This window comes from Hydrocarboniphaga sp., assembly GCF_965279055.1.
Lineage (GTDB): Bacteria > Pseudomonadota > Gammaproteobacteria > Nevskiales > Nevskiaceae > Hydrocarboniphaga.
In genome coordinates this window covers 4690923-4706042 of record NZ_OZ257125.1, presented here as the reverse complement: position 1 = coordinate 4706042, position 15120 = coordinate 4690923, and the positions used below count along the sequence as shown (strand labels likewise).

Annotated in this window: 15 protein-coding genes; 8 read left to right on the top strand and 7 right to left on the bottom strand. The window is 65.8% G+C overall.

Annotation, left to right across the window (positions count from 1 at the left end; translation table 11 throughout):
* Positions 1-113: 113 nt before the first annotated feature.
* The 5 genes from ACQZF9_RS21090 to ACQZF9_RS21070 form a co-directional block, all read right to left on the bottom strand.
* On the bottom strand, positions 114-1370 hold the full coding sequence (locus tag ACQZF9_RS21090; protein WP_428310929.1) for a hypothetical protein: 1257 nt from the start codon (positions 1368-1370) through the stop codon (positions 114-116).
* Positions 1371-1667: 297 nt separating this feature from the next.
* On the bottom strand, positions 1668-2885 hold the full coding sequence (locus tag ACQZF9_RS21085) for a hypothetical protein (RefSeq protein ID WP_428310928.1): 1218 nt from the start codon (positions 2883-2885) through the stop codon (positions 1668-1670).
* A 292-nt stretch (positions 2886-3177) separates the two neighbouring features.
* Complete coding sequence (locus ACQZF9_RS21080; protein ID WP_428310927.1) at positions 3178-3651, bottom strand: DUF494 family protein; 474 nt, start codon at positions 3649-3651, stop codon at positions 3178-3180.
* Between the two features lie 159 nt (positions 3652-3810).
* A complete protein-coding gene (dprA, locus tag ACQZF9_RS21075; protein ID WP_428310926.1) occupies positions 3811-4950 on the bottom strand; it encodes a DNA-processing protein DprA in 1140 nt (379 codons plus the stop codon).
* Between the two features lie 83 nt (positions 4951-5033).
* Positions 5034-6215 carry a LysM peptidoglycan-binding domain-containing protein gene (locus ACQZF9_RS21070; RefSeq protein ID WP_428310925.1) on the bottom strand — a complete coding sequence of 394 codons (1182 nt, stop codon included), beginning with the start codon at positions 6213-6215 and terminating at the stop codon, positions 5034-5036.
* Between the two features lie 99 nt (positions 6216-6314).
* Between ACQZF9_RS21070 and def the strand changes: the two genes are divergently transcribed.
* From def to rsmB, 4 genes are read left to right on the top strand one after another with little or no spacing between them, the layout of a single operon-like run.
* Positions 6315-6821 (top strand): peptide deformylase, encoded by a 507-nt coding sequence (def, locus tag ACQZF9_RS21065; protein ID WP_428310924.1) that lies wholly within the window; start codon positions 6315-6317, stop codon positions 6819-6821.
* 7 nt (positions 6822-6828) lie between these two features.
* A complete protein-coding gene (fmt, locus tag ACQZF9_RS21060; RefSeq protein ID WP_428310923.1) occupies positions 6829-7758 on the top strand; it encodes a methionyl-tRNA formyltransferase in 930 nt (309 codons plus the stop codon).
* Positions 7755-7958: an oxidoreductase-like domain-containing protein gene (locus tag ACQZF9_RS21055; RefSeq protein ID WP_428310922.1), complete on the top strand. Its 204-nt coding sequence runs from the start codon at positions 7755-7757 to the stop codon at positions 7956-7958. Before fmt ends, ACQZF9_RS21055 begins: the two co-directional genes overlap by 4 nt.
* A gap of 8 nt (positions 7959-7966) precedes the next feature.
* Complete coding sequence (gene rsmB / locus ACQZF9_RS21050; protein ID WP_428310921.1) at positions 7967-9301, top strand: 16S rRNA (cytosine(967)-C(5))-methyltransferase RsmB; 1335 nt, start codon at positions 7967-7969, stop codon at positions 9299-9301.
* Positions 9302-9370: 69 nt separating this feature from the next.
* Here rsmB and ACQZF9_RS21045 read toward each other — a convergent pair whose 3' ends face one another.
* Positions 9371-9865, bottom strand: coding sequence for a hypothetical protein (locus ACQZF9_RS21045; protein ID WP_428310920.1), 495 nt, complete (start codon positions 9863-9865; stop codon positions 9371-9373).
* 232 nt (positions 9866-10097) lie between these two features.
* Here ACQZF9_RS21045 and trkA point away from each other — a divergent pair, with 232 nt between their 5' ends.
* Positions 10098-11471, top strand: a complete 1374-nt coding sequence (gene trkA / locus ACQZF9_RS21040; RefSeq protein WP_428310919.1) for a Trk system potassium transporter TrkA — start codon at positions 10098-10100, stop codon at positions 11469-11471.
* Between the two features lie 80 nt (positions 11472-11551).
* A complete protein-coding gene (locus ACQZF9_RS21035) occupies positions 11552-12964 on the top strand; it encodes a TrkH family potassium uptake protein (RefSeq protein ID WP_428313472.1) in 1413 nt (470 codons plus the stop codon).
* A gap of 131 nt (positions 12965-13095) precedes the next feature.
* Here ACQZF9_RS21035 and ACQZF9_RS21030 read toward each other — a convergent pair whose 3' ends face one another.
* A complete protein-coding gene (locus ACQZF9_RS21030; protein ID WP_428313471.1) occupies positions 13096-14001 on the bottom strand; it encodes a DNA-methyltransferase in 906 nt (301 codons plus the stop codon).
* Between the two features lie 119 nt (positions 14002-14120).
* Between ACQZF9_RS21030 and ACQZF9_RS21025 the strand changes: the two genes are divergently transcribed.
* A complete protein-coding gene (locus tag ACQZF9_RS21025; protein ID WP_428310918.1) occupies positions 14121-14357 on the top strand; it encodes a helix-turn-helix domain-containing protein in 237 nt (78 codons plus the stop codon).
* Positions 14350-15066, top strand: coding sequence for a hypothetical protein (locus ACQZF9_RS21020; RefSeq protein WP_428310917.1), 717 nt, complete (start codon positions 14350-14352; stop codon positions 15064-15066). Before ACQZF9_RS21025 ends, ACQZF9_RS21020 begins: the two co-directional genes overlap by 8 nt.
* The last annotated feature ends 54 nt before the right edge of the window (positions 15067-15120 follow it).

Below are 15120 nucleotides of genomic sequence, written 5' to 3'. Positions count from 1 at the left end.
TCGCCGGATGCGGCTGCGGAGACGCCTCGGCGGCCCGCGCCGGACAACAAAAAGGGCCGGCAAAAAGCCGGCCCCGGGTACTTCGGGCTACCGCGTTACTGCGCTTTTGAGGCTCAGCCCGGGCCGCACAGCATGGACAGCAGCGGGATGTTGGCGAAGGCGCAGGGAGCCGGGTCGGTGGTGCCGCCGCTGCCGCTGCCGCCGTCGATGACGCCGCCGGTCAGCGTGTCGAGCACCGTGGTGACGATGTTGACCACCGGAGCCAGCACGGTGCCGGCCAGCGCACCGCCGGTGCCACCGGCCGAGGTGCCGCCGGACAGCGCGTCCATCAGGGCGCTGGTGACCGTCGGCAGCAGGGTTTCGATCGGAGTCAGGACCGGCGCCAGCGCGGCGAGCAGGGTCGAGCCGAACACCGAGGAACCCGGGTTGGTGCCGACGCTGCCGCCGAGGATGGTTTCGAGCTGGGCGACCGCGGCGGCGATCTGCGTGCTGAGCGCGGTGCTGCCGGCCTGGCCTTCGAGCGTCGACAGCGGTACCACCTGGGTCAGCAGGTTGGTCACCGTGTTGCTGACCAGGGTCTGCAGCGCGGTGCTGGCGTTGCTGGCATTCATGCTCGCGGCGGCGCTGAGCAGCGAGCTCAGATCGGTCAGCGCGGTCTGCACCGTGGTCAGCACACCACCGACGATCGGCGCCGAGTAGGCCGACTCCGGAATCTGCGCCATCGCGGTCTGCATCGCGGCATTGAGCTGCGTGACCAGGGTGGCCAGCGTCGCCAGCGACGGCGTGCCGCCGGTGCCGGCGCCGGTACCGATGGTGGCGATGATCTGGGCCAGCACTGGTTCGAGCTGGGTGGACAGCGGCGCCAGCGGCGTGCCGTCGAGCGCATGCAGCGCGGCCTGCAGCTGGTCCAGCGACAGGGTCGTGGTGGCGCAGGTCGTGGCCTGGCCGGCGAGGCCCTGGAGCAGGCCGGTGAGGTTGACCACCATCAGGCGCATCGACGCGGCGAGCGCCGCCGGATCGGCGTTGCCCGGGTTGGCGGCAGCGGACTGCAGCGCCGCCAGCACGGTGTCGGCGATGTCCAGCGTGCTGCCGTTGACGATGGCGTCGCTGCAGGCGATCACACCTTCCAGCGGCGTGCCGGTGACGGCGCTGCCCAGCGGATCGAACACGGACGTGGTCAGCTGGCTCTGCACGCTGTCGAGAGGGCCGGCCACCTTGTTGCCGACGATCGTGGTGTCGGTCGGCGTCGGATCGGTGGAAGAGGGGGAATCGCTGCTGCTGCCGCCGCCACCGCCGCCGCAGGCGACGAGCAGGGTGGTGCTGAGAATTGCGGCGGCGCCGATGGCGCGCTTGTAGGGAAGGTCGAACATTGCTGGTGAGCCCCGATGCGTGGTGATGACGGGGCGCAACATCTCAGCAATCTCTGTAAGAAAATTCCCACATCCGAACCAGCGGTCGGCTCGCTGAGGACCAACGGTAAGCCCTACAGAAACCCGATCCGCTCGTCGTTTTTCCGCCTACCTTTCATCGCCATCGGCGCAGACCGTCGCGTGACCTACGCGCGATTCGGATCGATTTTCCACGCTGCCGCGCGCGCGGCGAAACGATCCCGGGCATAAAAAAGGGCCGGTGATGGGCCGGCCCTTTCTTAAAGCGGCGGCGGTCTCCTATCCGCCCTTACCGCACAGCACCGCGAGCAGCGGAATCTTGGCGAACACGCAGCTCGCCGCGTCAGTGCCGGTGTCGGCACTGCCGGTCAGCTTGCCGAGCACGCCGCTGACGATATTGACCACCGGCGCCAGCACGCTGCCGGCGAGTGCGCCGCCGGTGCTGCCCTGGGCGGTGCCATTGGCCAGCGCATCGCTGATCGGCCCGAGGATCGTCGGCAGCAGCAGGTTCTCCACCGGCGCCAGCACCGGGTTCAGTGCCGTCAGCAGCTGGCTGTTGAACACCGGCGTCAGCACATGGCCGACCGTGCCGCCGACCAGGGCCGACAGCTGATGCGCGGCGCCGGTGATCTGGCTGCTGACCACGCCCATCTGGCCGGACTGGCCTTCCAGGCTCTGCAGCGGCACGACTACGGTCAGCAGGTTGGTCAAGGTGTGGTCGAGCAGGTTCTGCACCGCGCTGCCGGTGGCGGCGGCGCTATAGGTGGTCGCCGCGCCGAGCAGCGCGCTGATGTCGCCGAGGCTGGTCGATACCGTGGTCAGGGTGCCGCCGACGATCGGCGTCGCGTAGACCCCGGCCGGGAGCTTGGACATGCCGCTCTGGAAGGCGGTGTTGAGCTGGGCGACCAGCTGCGCGATCGTCGCCAGCTGCACCGGCGGCGCATCGGCGTTGGCGCCGATGGTGTCGATGATGCGGCTCAGCACCGGCTGCAGCGCGACGGCCAGCGGCTTCAGCGGCGTCTTTTCCAGATTGGCGATCAGGTTGTTCAGGCGCTCGATTGCCAGCCAGTCCTGGGCGCAGTCGACCGTGGTGCCGGCCAGGCTTTCGAGCATCTGGGTCAGGTCGATCACGGTCGAGCGCAGCGAGCCGGTCAGCGCGGCCGGGTCGGCATTGCCGGGATTGGCGGCCGAGCTCTGCAGCGACACCAGAACGGTGTCGACCATGTCGAGGATGTCGTCGTTGACGATGGTGTTGCCGCAGGCCAGCACCGATTCCAGCACGGTGCCGCTGACCGAGCTCGACAGCGGGTCGATCACGGTGCTGGTGAGCTGGCTCTGCACCGGGTCGAGCGGGCCGGCCAGCGACTTGCTGCCGACGATGCTGGTCGACGTCGGGCTGGGATTGGTCGAGTCGGAGCCCCCGCCGCCGCAGGCGGTCAGCAGCATCAGGCTGGACAGGGCGCCAGCGGCGCAGAGAGATTTGATTGGGTGGTTCATGGGGGGCATCCGGTGGCGATTGGGGGGGGCGACAACACGACCCAAACGTAGGCCGACCGGCCTGTAGGACAATTTCCAGCCGGGAACCAGTGGTTACATCAGCGCGGACGACCGGTCATCGCCTCGGATGTCAAGGGCGCCGGTGCCGGGCAGCCGCGCCTTTCATCGACTGTCTACAGCCGCCCGCAGACGTTGATGCGCTGTTCAGATCATTGAAGATAAAGCGATTTTGTCGTCAAAAAGCAAAAAACCGGGTCACTGGGCCCGGTTTTTTGGCGCCGCTGCGCTGGCTTTAGTGCAGGTAGTCGCCCTGGTAATAGACCAGGTCTTCCATGTGCTCGAAGGCCTCTTCGGAATCCGGCTGGTTGATCAGCACCAGCAGGCATACCCACTTGACCCGTTCCAGGTCGATTTCGTCCTGGAAGGCCATCAGCCGGTCGATCACCAGCTCGCGGCTGCCGGAATCGAGGATGCCGAGCTGCTCAAGGTTGTGCAGGAAGCCGCGGCACTCGACCGACAGCTTGGCCAGCTCTTCGCGGGCGTACATACGCAGCGAGCGCATCGCGCTGCCGCCGTCCTGTACCGGCTTCTGGCGGTTCTCGGACAGGCCGTCGAGCCAGGAGAAGGCGTGTTCCACTTCCTCGACCGGAAAGCCGGCGGCGGTGAGCTCGTCGCGCAGCGTGTCCTGATTGTCCGTATCGGAGAATTCCCCATGCTGATAGTTCTCGAAGAGATACATCAGCACGTCCAGCACTGTTTCTTTCATGTCGATCCCGTTGCGTCGTTCAAGAGGATTTGCGACCTGCTGTGCCAGCACCGCTACCAGGCCATAAGCTGCTTAGCGGTCAGTTCACCTTAAAGGTGAAGTGATTTTTTGTCTACATATTGTGTTTTTTGGGCGTTTCTCCTAACATTTTGGTCCCGCTTATCGCGGATGCACCCGGCGAATCAGCCGCCCGGCGCTGTCACTGGCGATCCAGCCCTCCAGTTCCAGCTTCAAAAGCGCCTCGCTCAAAGCCTCTGCGCTGCTCTGCAGCCGCTCGATCAGGCGGTCCACGGTCACCGGCTCGTCGCCGATGGCCTGCCAAATCCCTCGCAAGTCGCGGGCCGGCTCGGTCGGTATAGCCGCGTTGCTTGACGTTTCCGTGGCACCGGCCGGCTCCGCCAGTACCTCGCTCAGCGCCGCGCCGAGCGGTCCGGCGAGTTCCTCGACGATGTCGTCGACGGTTTCGACCAGGCGCGCGCCCTGGCGCAGCAGCTGGTGGCAGCCGCGCGCCATCGGGTTGTGGATGCTGCCGGGGATCGCGAACACTTCCCGACCCTGCTCGGCGGCCAGCCGCGCGGTGATCAGCGAGCCGGATTCGCGCGCCGCCTCGACCACCAGAATGCCCAGCGAGAGCCCGGAAATCAGCCGGTTGCGCTGCGGGAAGTTCTCCGCCAGCGGCGGCATGCCGGGCGAGAACTCGGAGATCAGCAGACCGTGCCCGACGATCGCATGCGCCAGCTCCTTGTGCCGTGCCGGGTAGACCCGGTCCAGGCCGGTGGCGCAGACCGCAATGGTCGGGCCGCCCGCCGCCAGCGCGCCGCGGTGGGCTGCGCCGTCGATGCCCAGCGCCAGGCCGCTGGTGACGATCAGGCCGCGGCCGACCAGCGCCGCGGCGAAGGACTGCGCGGTATCCAGACCCTGGGCGGTGGCGTTGCGCGAGCCGACCACGCCGATCTGTGGCTGGCGCAGCAGCCCGACATCGCCGATGCAGAACAGCGCCGGCGGCGCGCCGTCGATCTCGCGCAACCGCTGCGGATAGCGCGGGTCCCGGCAGGTGATCAGATGGCGGTTGTCGGCGCCATCCAGCCAGGCCAGGTCCTGCTCGACGCGCTCGGCATCCGGCTCGGCCAGTGCGATACAGGCCGCAGCGGGCAGCCCGAGCCGGCTCCAGTTGCCGCGCCCGGCGGCCAGCGCGGTGGCCGCGTCGCCGTATTGATCGATCAGCCGCATCGCCGGCGCCGGGCTCACGCCCGGTGCGCGCAGCAGCCACAGCCAGGCCCGGAGATCATCGTCGTTCATCGCCCGACGCTAGGGCCGGCGCCGGTGCCCGACAAGGAAGGGCGTCTCGTCCGCCCGCAAGCCGGGTGAAGCCGGGTTGCTGACTACCGCGTCGTCGGCAGCGGCTTCTCGACCTTGTCGAGCAGATGCGCCGGCCGGGTCACGCTCATCACCAGCGCATAGGACAGCCGCGGCGTGGTCTTGAACACCAGCATCTGACCGGCCGGCTGGTCCGGCAACCGGACTTTCTTGCTGCCGTAGGGATCGGCGACGCGCGCGCCGGCCTGCATGATCTGCAGCACGTGGCCGGGCTCGACGCCGTGATTGCTGCCGCGGTTGATCGCCACCACCTGGAACTGGCTGATCTGCGACAGGCCGTTGAACGCGGCGATGATGCGGCCGCCGATCGCATGATCCGGCGCATGCGGATAGAAATCCGCCTGGAAGGCGTCGGCCTCCACCGGCAGCAGCCGATCGCCGATCAGGGCCTCACGATAGGTCTGCGCCAGCAGCGCGGTGGCCGGCTCGCCCGGCTGCTTGACGTCGACAGCGGCGATCGGGATCGCCTCGTAGCCGATGATGCTGCCGTCGTCCGGGTCTTTATACGGCTCGCCCGGCCGCACCAGCGCGTAGTTCCAGGGCTCCTGCTGCGGCAGCCGGCGCACGTAGATCAGGGTGCCTTCGCCGCCGATCAGGTGGTCGTCGACGAAAGCCAGCAGGTAGGGCGCGCGCTGCATCTGCTCCGGCGTGACCAGCCGCGGCCCGCGCAGGAAGTCGCGGATCGCATCGATCGGGATCGTCGGGATCGCCGAGTCCAGCGGCAGCTCGCGGATCTGCGGCGACAGCCGCTCGAGGTCGCGGCCGTCGTTGGCAAAGCCCAGCTGCGGCCGGCCGTCGACGTCGCTCAGCTGCAACACGTCGCCCGGGTAGATCAGATGCGGATTGCGCACCTGGCCGTTGACGTACCAGATCTCCGGCCATTGCCAGGGATCGAGCAGGAAATGGTTGGCGATGTCCCACAAGGTGTCGCCGCGCTTGACCACGTAGTTCAGCGGCGCGCCCGGGCGCAGTGCCACCGGCGCCGCCGGCTGCGGGCTTGAATCGGCATCACCGGCCGCCACCGTTTCCGCGGCCGGCAGCGGCGCGGACTCCGTGGCGGCCATGGTCGAGTCGCTGGTCAGCGGCGCCTGGCTGGCGCAGCCGGCGACGGCGCCGGCCAGCAGCGCGGCCAGACCGGTGACGCCGAGCCGGCGTTGCTCATTCTGCGAGCGACTATACTTTCCCATGCAGGCCGTCCCCATCGTGCGGCGGGCTCCCCCATCGAAGCCGGAATGGCAGCGGGGGTTTACGTAGATCAATCTGTAGCAGCTTTCGAATACTAAGCCATGGCCCTGATGCCGATTCTTCATCATCCCGACCCGCGGTTGCGCATCAAGGCGCAGCCGGTCGTCGACTTCGGCCCGGCGCTGCAGAAGCTGGTCGACGACATGTTCGAAACCATGTACGACGCGCCCGGCGTCGGCCTGGCCGCGACCCAGGTCGGCGTCAACCTGCGCCTGGCGGTGATGGACGCCGGCGAAGAAGTGCCCGAGCCGCGCGTGATGATCAACCCCGAAGTGATCGAGGCCGGCGACAAGGTCGAGATGGACGAAGGCTGCCTGTCGGTGCCCGACGCCAGCGAGAAAGTGCAGCGCTACAACCGCCTCAAGCTGCGCGCACTGGACCGCAACGGCCAGCCCTACGAGATGGACGTCGAGGGCCTTCGTGCGCAGGCGATCCAGCATGAGATCGATCATCTCGACGGCAAGCTGTACATCGATTACCTGTCGTCGCTGAAGCGCGAGCGCATTCTCAAAAAGCTGCGCAAGCAGCAGGCGCGCGAAAACGCGTGAGCCTGCTTTGAAGATCGTCTTTGCCGGAACGCCGGCGTTCTCGGTGGCGGCGCTCGATGCACTACACGCGGCTGGTCACCAGATCGTCGCGGTCTACACCCAGCCCGATCGTCCCGCCGGCCGCGGCCAGAAAACACTGGCCTCGCCGGTCGCGCTGCGCGCCGCCGAACTCGGCATCCCGACCTACAAGCCTTCGAGCCTGCGCGGCAACGAGCCCGCGATCGGCGGCCTGCGCAAGCTCGCGCCGGATCTGATGGTCGTTGTCGCCTACGGCCTGATCCTGCCGCAGGCGGTGCTCGAGGTGCCGCGGCTCGGCTGCTTCAACATTCACGCCTCGCTGCTGCCGCGCTGGCGCGGCGCCGCGCCGATCCAGCGTGCGATCCTCGCCGGCGATGAGTTGAGCGGTGTCACCATCATGCAGATGGACGCGGGCCTGGACACCGGCGCGATGCTGATCCGCGATGAAGTCGCGATCACGGCTACGACCACGTCGGACCAGTTGCATGGCCAGTTGCAGACGATGGGCGCACGGCTGATCGTCGAGGCGGTCGCGCAGGCTGAAGCCGGCACGCTCAAGCCAGAAGCGCAGCCGCTCGAGGGCGTGACGTACGCGCACAAGTTCGACAAGGCCGAAGCGCGCATCGACTGGAGCAAACCGGCGAGCGAACTCGATCGCCTGGTGCGCGCTTTCAATCCGGCGCCGATCGCGTGGACCGAGCTCGGCACCGAGCGTCTGCGCGTGTTCGCGGCGAAGCCGATTGCAGACGCTGCCGGCGCGCAGCCCGGCACGATCATCTCGGCGAACGCTTACGGTGTCGTCGTCGCCACCGGCGAAGGCCAACTCGTGCTGCAAGCCCTGCAATGGGCCGGCGGCCGGGTCACCGACGCCGACCAGGCTTCACGCGGTCGTCCGCTGGTCGGAGCGCGCTTCACGTGAGCGACCCGACCGCGCCGCAGAGCATCGAAGAAGAAGAACCGCTGCCGCTGGAGCCTTATCGCCCCGACTGCTGCAACGGCGGCTGCGCGGTCTGTGTGCTCGAGGGCTTCGACGATGAAATGGCGCTGTGGCGCCGCGCCTGCAACGAAGTGCTGGCACGGCGCGCGCTGAAAAAGCAGCAGCAACAGCAGAACAACTGAGCATCACGATGGTGTGGCCAACCGCCAGCACGACACAGGCAAAACCACTCAACGCGCGTGCGCTGGCGGCGCGCGCGGTCGCGCGGGTGCTGGCCGGCGACAGCCTCGACGATGCGATCGCGACCGCGCGCCGGCAGATTGCCGAGCGCGATCTGCCGCTGATCAAGAGCATGGCCTACGGCGTGCTGCGCGAGCATGCGCAGCTCAGGGCGCTGGCCGCGCAGATGCTGACCAAGAGCATGGACCGCGAGCCGGAGATCATGGCCCTGATCGAAGTCGGCCTGTACCAGCTGCGGCGCATGCGCATCCCGCCGCACGCCGCGGTCGCCGACACCGTCGAAGCGGTCAGCGCGCTGGAGCGGCCGAATCTGGTGGGTCTGGTCAACGCGCTGCTGCGCCGTTATCAGCGCGAACGCGAGACGCTGGAAGCGGCGCTGCCTCAGGACGCGGAGACCACCTACAGCGCGCCGGCCTGGCTGGTCGAAGGCGTGCGCAAGGACTGGCCGGACAGCTGGGAAACCATTCTCGCCTCGAGCAACGAGCAGGCGCCGCTGGTGCTGCGCGTGAATCGTCGCAAGCTCACGCGCGATGCTTATCTCGACAAGCTGCGTGCCGACGGTTTGCCGGCGCAAATCGTCGATGCCGCGCCCGATGCATTGATTCTGGAGTCAGCGGTGCCGGTCGATCAGCTGCCGGGTTTCGCCGAAGGCGAAGTCTCGGTGCAGGACGCGTCCGCGCAGCTGATGACCGAGCTGCTCGATCTGCGCGACGGCCAGCGTCTGCTCGACGCCTGTGCCGCGCCCGGCGGCAAGACCACGCATGCGCTGGAGCACGCGCAGATCGAGGTGCTGGCGCTGGACATCGCCAAGGCGCGGCTGCCGCGCGTGCATGAAAATCTGCAGCGTCTCGGCCTGAGCGCCGAAGTGCGCATCGCCGACGCCGGACGACCGAACACCTGGTGGGACGAGCGCGCCTTCGATCGCATTCTGGTCGACGCGCCCTGCTCGGGCACCGGCGTGATCCGCCGTCATCCCGATATCCGCTGGCTGCGCCGTCCGGACGATATCCAGCGCATGGCCGATCGCCAGCTGCGTCTGCTGTCGGCGCTATGGCCGCTGCTGGCACCCGGCGGCATCATGGTCTACGCCACCTGCTCGGTGCTCGCCGCCGAAGGCGAGGACGTCGCCAAGCGCTTCCTGATGAGTCAGCCCGACGCCAAGCACAGCCCGATCGATGCCAGCTGGGGCGAGGCGCGCCGCCACGGCCGCCGCATCGCGCCCGGCGGCGGCTTCGACGGTTTCTATTACGCGCGCTTCACCAAGCCGCCGAAACGCGACACGTAGTCGCCTCGGATGTCGCGCACAAAAAAGCCGGCTTGCGCCGGCTTTTTTGCATCCGCTGTAACTGACGGCTTACTGGCCGCCGGCCTTGGCGTCGACCGAGGCGTTGACGTTGACGCTGGTGTCCGCCGACGGCTTGGCGCCACCGACCGCACCGACCGTCGCGCCGACACCGGCGCCGACGCCGCCGAGCAGGCCGCCGACCGCACCGGTGGTGCCGTGGACGACCTTGCCGCCGGTTTCCTTGGCGGCCTGGCCGGTCTTCACCGCGGCGTCCTTGGTCGCGTGGGCGGCGTGTTTGGCGCCGTCGGTGACTTTGGCGGCGCCGTTGGCGGCGGCCGAGCCGGCGGCGCTGGCGCCACCGCGGATTTCGGCGTTGGTCTGCGCGGCGGCGGCGCCGGCATCGACGCCGACGTTGACACCGAGACCCGCGCCGACACCGGCGCCCGTGCTCTGCGAGCCGGCATTGACCGCGGCGTTGGCGTTGGTACTGGCGTTGACGCCCGCGGCCAGGGCGGGCAGTGACGTCATGACCAGGGTGGCGGCGAGGAAGGAGAGCTTTTTCATGGCAGGTGATCGCATTTCCGTCGAAGACGGTTGGTGGGTGAGAGGTGCCAGATTCGGGCGAGCTGCCCGACTGGATGCTGAATGGACTGCGTAATGCAGGGCCGGCAGTAGACTTTATCTAGCCGGACTCTAGCGTACCGGACAAGGAAAGCGGGCTGACCGTCGTTCTTGCACTGCAACAAGGGCGGGCGTAAGGTTCGCGCCTTCGCATCCAGTGCACGACGTCGGCCGAGTGAAGATCATTATCCTGGGGGCGGGACAGGTGGGCGGCACCTTGGCCGACAACCTCGCTCGTGAAAACAACGACGTCACCGTCGTCGACAAGAACCCGCAGCACCTCGCCGAGCTCCAGGAGCGCCTGGACATCCGCACCGTGCACGGCTTCGCCTCGCACCCGGACGTGCTCAAGCGCGCCGGCGCCGACGATGCCGAGATGATCATCGCGGTGACCGACAGCGACGAGACCAACATGCTCGCCTGCCGGATCGCCCACGTGCTGTTCCAGACGCCGACCAAGATCGCGCGCGTGCGCTCGATGGAATACCTGCGCGAGAAGAAGCTGTTCGACGGTGACGCGCTGTCGGTCGATCTGCATATCTCGCCGGAGCAGCTGGTCACCGACTACATCCGCCGGCTGATGGAATATCCCGGCTCGCTGCAGGTGGTGGACTTCGCCGACGGCCGCGTCCGCCTGGTCGGGGTGCGCGCCTATTACGGCGGCCCGCTGGTGTCGCGCCAGCTCAAGGAGCTGCCGCTGCATCTGCCGGACGTGGACGCGCGCGTCGCCGCGATCTACCGCCGCGGCCGGCCGATCATCCCCGAAGGCGACACCATCATCGAGGCCGAGGACGAGGTGTTCTTCGTCGCGGCGACCGAGCACATCCCGAAAATCATGTCGGAGCTGCGCCGCCAGGACAAACCGGTGAAGCGCGTGATGATCGCCGGCGGCGGCAACATCGGCCTGCGCCTGGCGCGGGTGCTCGAGGGCCAGATGCACGTCAAGCTGATCGAGCGCGACAAGGCGCGTGCCGTGTACCTGAGCGAGCAGCTCGGCCGCAGCATCGTGCTGCATGGCGACGCCGCCAACGAGCAGCTGCTGCTGGAAGAAAACATCGAGGACGTGGACGCGTTCTGCGCGGTCACCAACGACGACGAAGCCAATATCCTGTCGGCCATGCTGGCCAAGCGCCTCGGCGCGCGCAAGGCGCTGTCGCTGATCAACCGTGTTTCATACGTTGATCTGGTCGAAGGCGGCGCGATCGACATCGCGATTTCGCCGCAGCAGTCGACGGTCTCCGCGTTGCTGGCGCACGTGCGTCGCGGCGACGTGGTGCGCGTACATTCGCTGCGCCGTGGCGCGGCCGAAGCCATCGAAGCCGTGGCGCACGGCGATCGCAAGAGCAGCAAGGTCGTCGGCCGTCGCGTCGAAGAGATCAAGCTGCCGCCGGGCACCGCGATCGGCGCGGTGGTGCGCGGCGAAGAAGTCATCATCGCGCATCACGACACCGTGATTCAGGCCGACGACCACGTGATCCTGTTCCTGGTCGACAAGAAGCACACGCGCGAAGTCGAGCGCCTGTTCCAGGTCGGCGTCGGCTTCCTTTGACGGTCTACAGCGACACCAGCCGGCGGTCGAACTCCGCGCGCCGCTTCGTCGCGGTGCAGCGCCTCGTCGGCCTGTTGCTGATGCTGTTTTCGCTGACCATGCTGCCGCCCGTCGCGGTCGGCCTGTATTACGGCGAGAACACCGAGCCGGCGTTCATGGCGGCGATGTGGATCACGCTGGCCACCGGCGCGGCGATCTGGTGGCCGGCGCGCAAGGTGCGCGCGGAACTCAAGATCCGCGACGGTTTCCTGGTTACGGTTCTGTTCTGGACCGTGCTCGGCCTGTTCGGCGCGATCCCGCTGTTCTTCGCCTCGGATGCCTGGCATACCGGCCTGGACGCGATCTTCGAGTCGGTGTCGGGCCTGACCACCACCGGCGCCACCGTCGTGCCCGACGGCATCGACGAGCTGCCGCGCTCGATCAACTATTACCGCGCGCAGCTGCACTGGCTCGGCGGCATGGGCATCATCGTGCTGGCGGTGGCGGTGCTGCCGATGCTGGGCGTCGGCGGCATGCAGCTGTACATGGCCGAAACCCCCGGCCCGATGAAGAACACCAAGCTGACGCCGCGCATCACCGAAACCGCGCGCGTGCTGTGGATGGTCTACGCCTCGCTGACGACGATCTGCGCGCTGGTCTACTGGGCACTGGGCATGAGCCCCTTCGACGCGATCTGCCACGCGTTCTCGACCTTGTCGTCCGGTGGCTTTTCCACGCACGACGCCAGCATCGGCTACTTCAACAGCCCGGCGATCGAGTTCGCGGTGATGTTCTTCATGCTGGTCGGCGCCAGCAATTTCGCGCTGCATTACCTGGCCTGGGATCGCAAAAGCCTGAAGGTGTATCTGCGCGACGGCGAGTTCCGCGTCTGGCTGAGCCTGTTCGGCGTCTTCGGCGTGCTGGTGTGCGCGCCGCTGATTTATTACCACACCTACCCGGACGTCTACACCGCGGTGCGCCACGGCATGTTCCAGCTGATCGCCTACGGCACCGACGCCGGCTTCGTCACCGCCGACCCGACCCACTGGCCGACCTACACCCCGCTGCTGGTGGTACTGGCGAGTTTCATGTTCGGCTGCTCCGGCTCCACCGCCGGCGGCGTCAAGATGATCCGCCTGATCCTGTTCGTGAAGCAGGCGCTGCGCGAGCTGCAACGCCTGGTGCATCCGAGCGCGCAGCTGCTGATCAAATTCGACGGCAAGACCGTTTCCAACGACATCGTCTACGCGGTCGGCGGCTTCTTTTCGGTCTACGTCGGCCTGACCATCGTGCTGACGTTCGCGATGATGGCGACCGGGCTCGACTCGACCACCGCGTTTTCCGCCGTCGCCGCCTGCATGAACAACGCCGGCCCCGGTCTCGGAATCTTGAACGCGAGCATGGCCCCGGTCAGTGAGGTCGGCAAAGGCATCCTGATCTTCGCGATGCTGCTCGGCCGCCTCGAAGTTTTCACCTTGCTGGTGGTGTTCACGCCATCGTTCTGGCGACGATAGGCAGGATGGCTTTGCGCGTTTTAATCTAGAAATTATGGAGTGACGCTCCACGATTACTAGGTTGTCACACCATTCGCCTCGCACACATGGCAGCCCATATCGCCAATCGCGAGTGCCTCAATGAAGATCTGCTATTCGCTAAAGCGATATTTGCTTGCCGCCAGATATTCCTCAACTAACTCCATCGCCAGCCATTTTCGGCCAAGTTGTTCTGCTACGGCTCCCGCGGTGTTTGAGCCCGCGAATGGATCCAGAACAAGATCGCCTTCGTCGGTTAACAGTTTGATGAAAAATTCCGGAAGCGCTGCCGGGAAACGCGCGGGATGGATCTTGGTTCCGGAGGATTTGCAGCGCATCGTATAAGCGTCGTTTGCAGAATTGTTACCGAGCACCAGCATATCGCCGGCAAGCTGATCTTCGAGTACGTTCGACGGAATCGATCCTCCCGCATCGAGCTTGTCAAATGACGCATTAATGTTGTGGCCGGAGGGCCGAACGGTGGCCTTGACCCCTTTCTTAGCTAGCCTCAGCATATCGGCGCTGTAGGGTCGTAGAACCTTGCGGTTGTCCGCCTTCGGGAACGCCGTCTTGGAGAACCACCAGACGTATTCGACGGAATCCTTGACACGCATCCGCCTTACCGTGACCCATTCAGCCGGCATCGGCATCTTGGCAGGGTTGTACCAAAAGCATTCCTGGGCAAGATGAAAGTTCAGCTCTTCTACCAGGGCAATCAGCAGTTTGAAGTGATACAACGAGCGCGTCGGCATCTTGGGGTTGTAACTCCCGCCGATGTTCAGAACGAAACTGCCATCATCGGCCAGCACCCGGCGAATCTCCCTGGCGAAGCCCAGGAACCAGTCGATATAGTCGGCTTTGCTGACATTGCCGTATTCCTTCTTGAAGTGAAGGGCATACGGTGGTGAAGTGAAAACGAGGTTCACGGATGAATCTGGAAGCCGCTGCAGCAGCTGCAGCGAGTCTCCAAGATAGGCACCGCCGGAACTCGTCTCGTAGTACGGATCGACCGGGGCCATCAGCTTCTTGGGATGGTCACCGGTAACTGCGAACAAGGTTCGCTGAGGGGCGTCGACAAAGAGGTTCATACGCGAGAGTGGCAGCCAATTGTAGCTATCATGAATGAACTCCAAGTTTAATGAATAAGTTTACGTTGTCAACCTATTTATCCATGACCCTCGACTTGTCTGAGTGGATATCGCAGGCGGAAGCAGCACGCCTGCGCGGCGTTTCCCGGCAGGCAATCGCGAAACTTGTGGCTAACGGCCGTTTGGCGACGCTAGATGTTGGTGGCCGAGCTTTTGTCCGGCGCGGCGACATCGTTTCATTCGAGCCGAATCCTGCTGGCCGGCCAAAGAATCCATCCGATGAATGACGATCGCCTGACCGCGATCCGTGCGTTGTTGGAGCAGTGCTCCATCGATGAGCAGAAAGCACTGTTTCAGGACCTCAGAGCGACGCACTCGGTACACGAATTCGAACAGGTAATCGGGGCCCCTGCCGAAATGATCCTTGAAGCGATTCACCGGGCTCCGGAGTTGACGCGGCGCATGCTGAGAGGTGTTATCGCCGACGCGGCGTTCGCGCAGTTCACCGTTCCAACATTATCCCGTTCCGGCTGGGTGGATGTGACACCGGTCGGCAACTATGCGTATGACTACAAGCTCAAGGACGACATCGGGCTAGTAACGGTGCAAATCAAATTGCAGCGCAGTGAGAGAGGAACTCCAGTCGTCAGAGATGGGCGCCGATACGGATTTGATGGCAAAGTTTTTACCGTTGAAACCCAGAAATCGCGGACGGGGACCGACGCCGACGACAACAAAACCCGGCCTTATCGCTATGGCGAGTTCGATGTGTTGGCGGTCTCGATGCAACCCTCCACCGGAAAGTGGAATCGGTTCCTGTACACCGTCGGCGCCTGGCTTATTCAGGGTAAGAAGCCGAACGAGATCGCCACGATGCAGCCGGTCGCAGGCTCAGACAACGAATATTGGACCGATGATTTCGATACCGTGGTGCGTTGGCTCCGTCAGAAGGGTGACGTCAAGCGTATGACGCTTGTTAAAACGAAGCCCGAGTAACTCGTGTTCAGACGCGACAGAGGTAATCCACTTCGGTCCAAATAGCGCGATCAG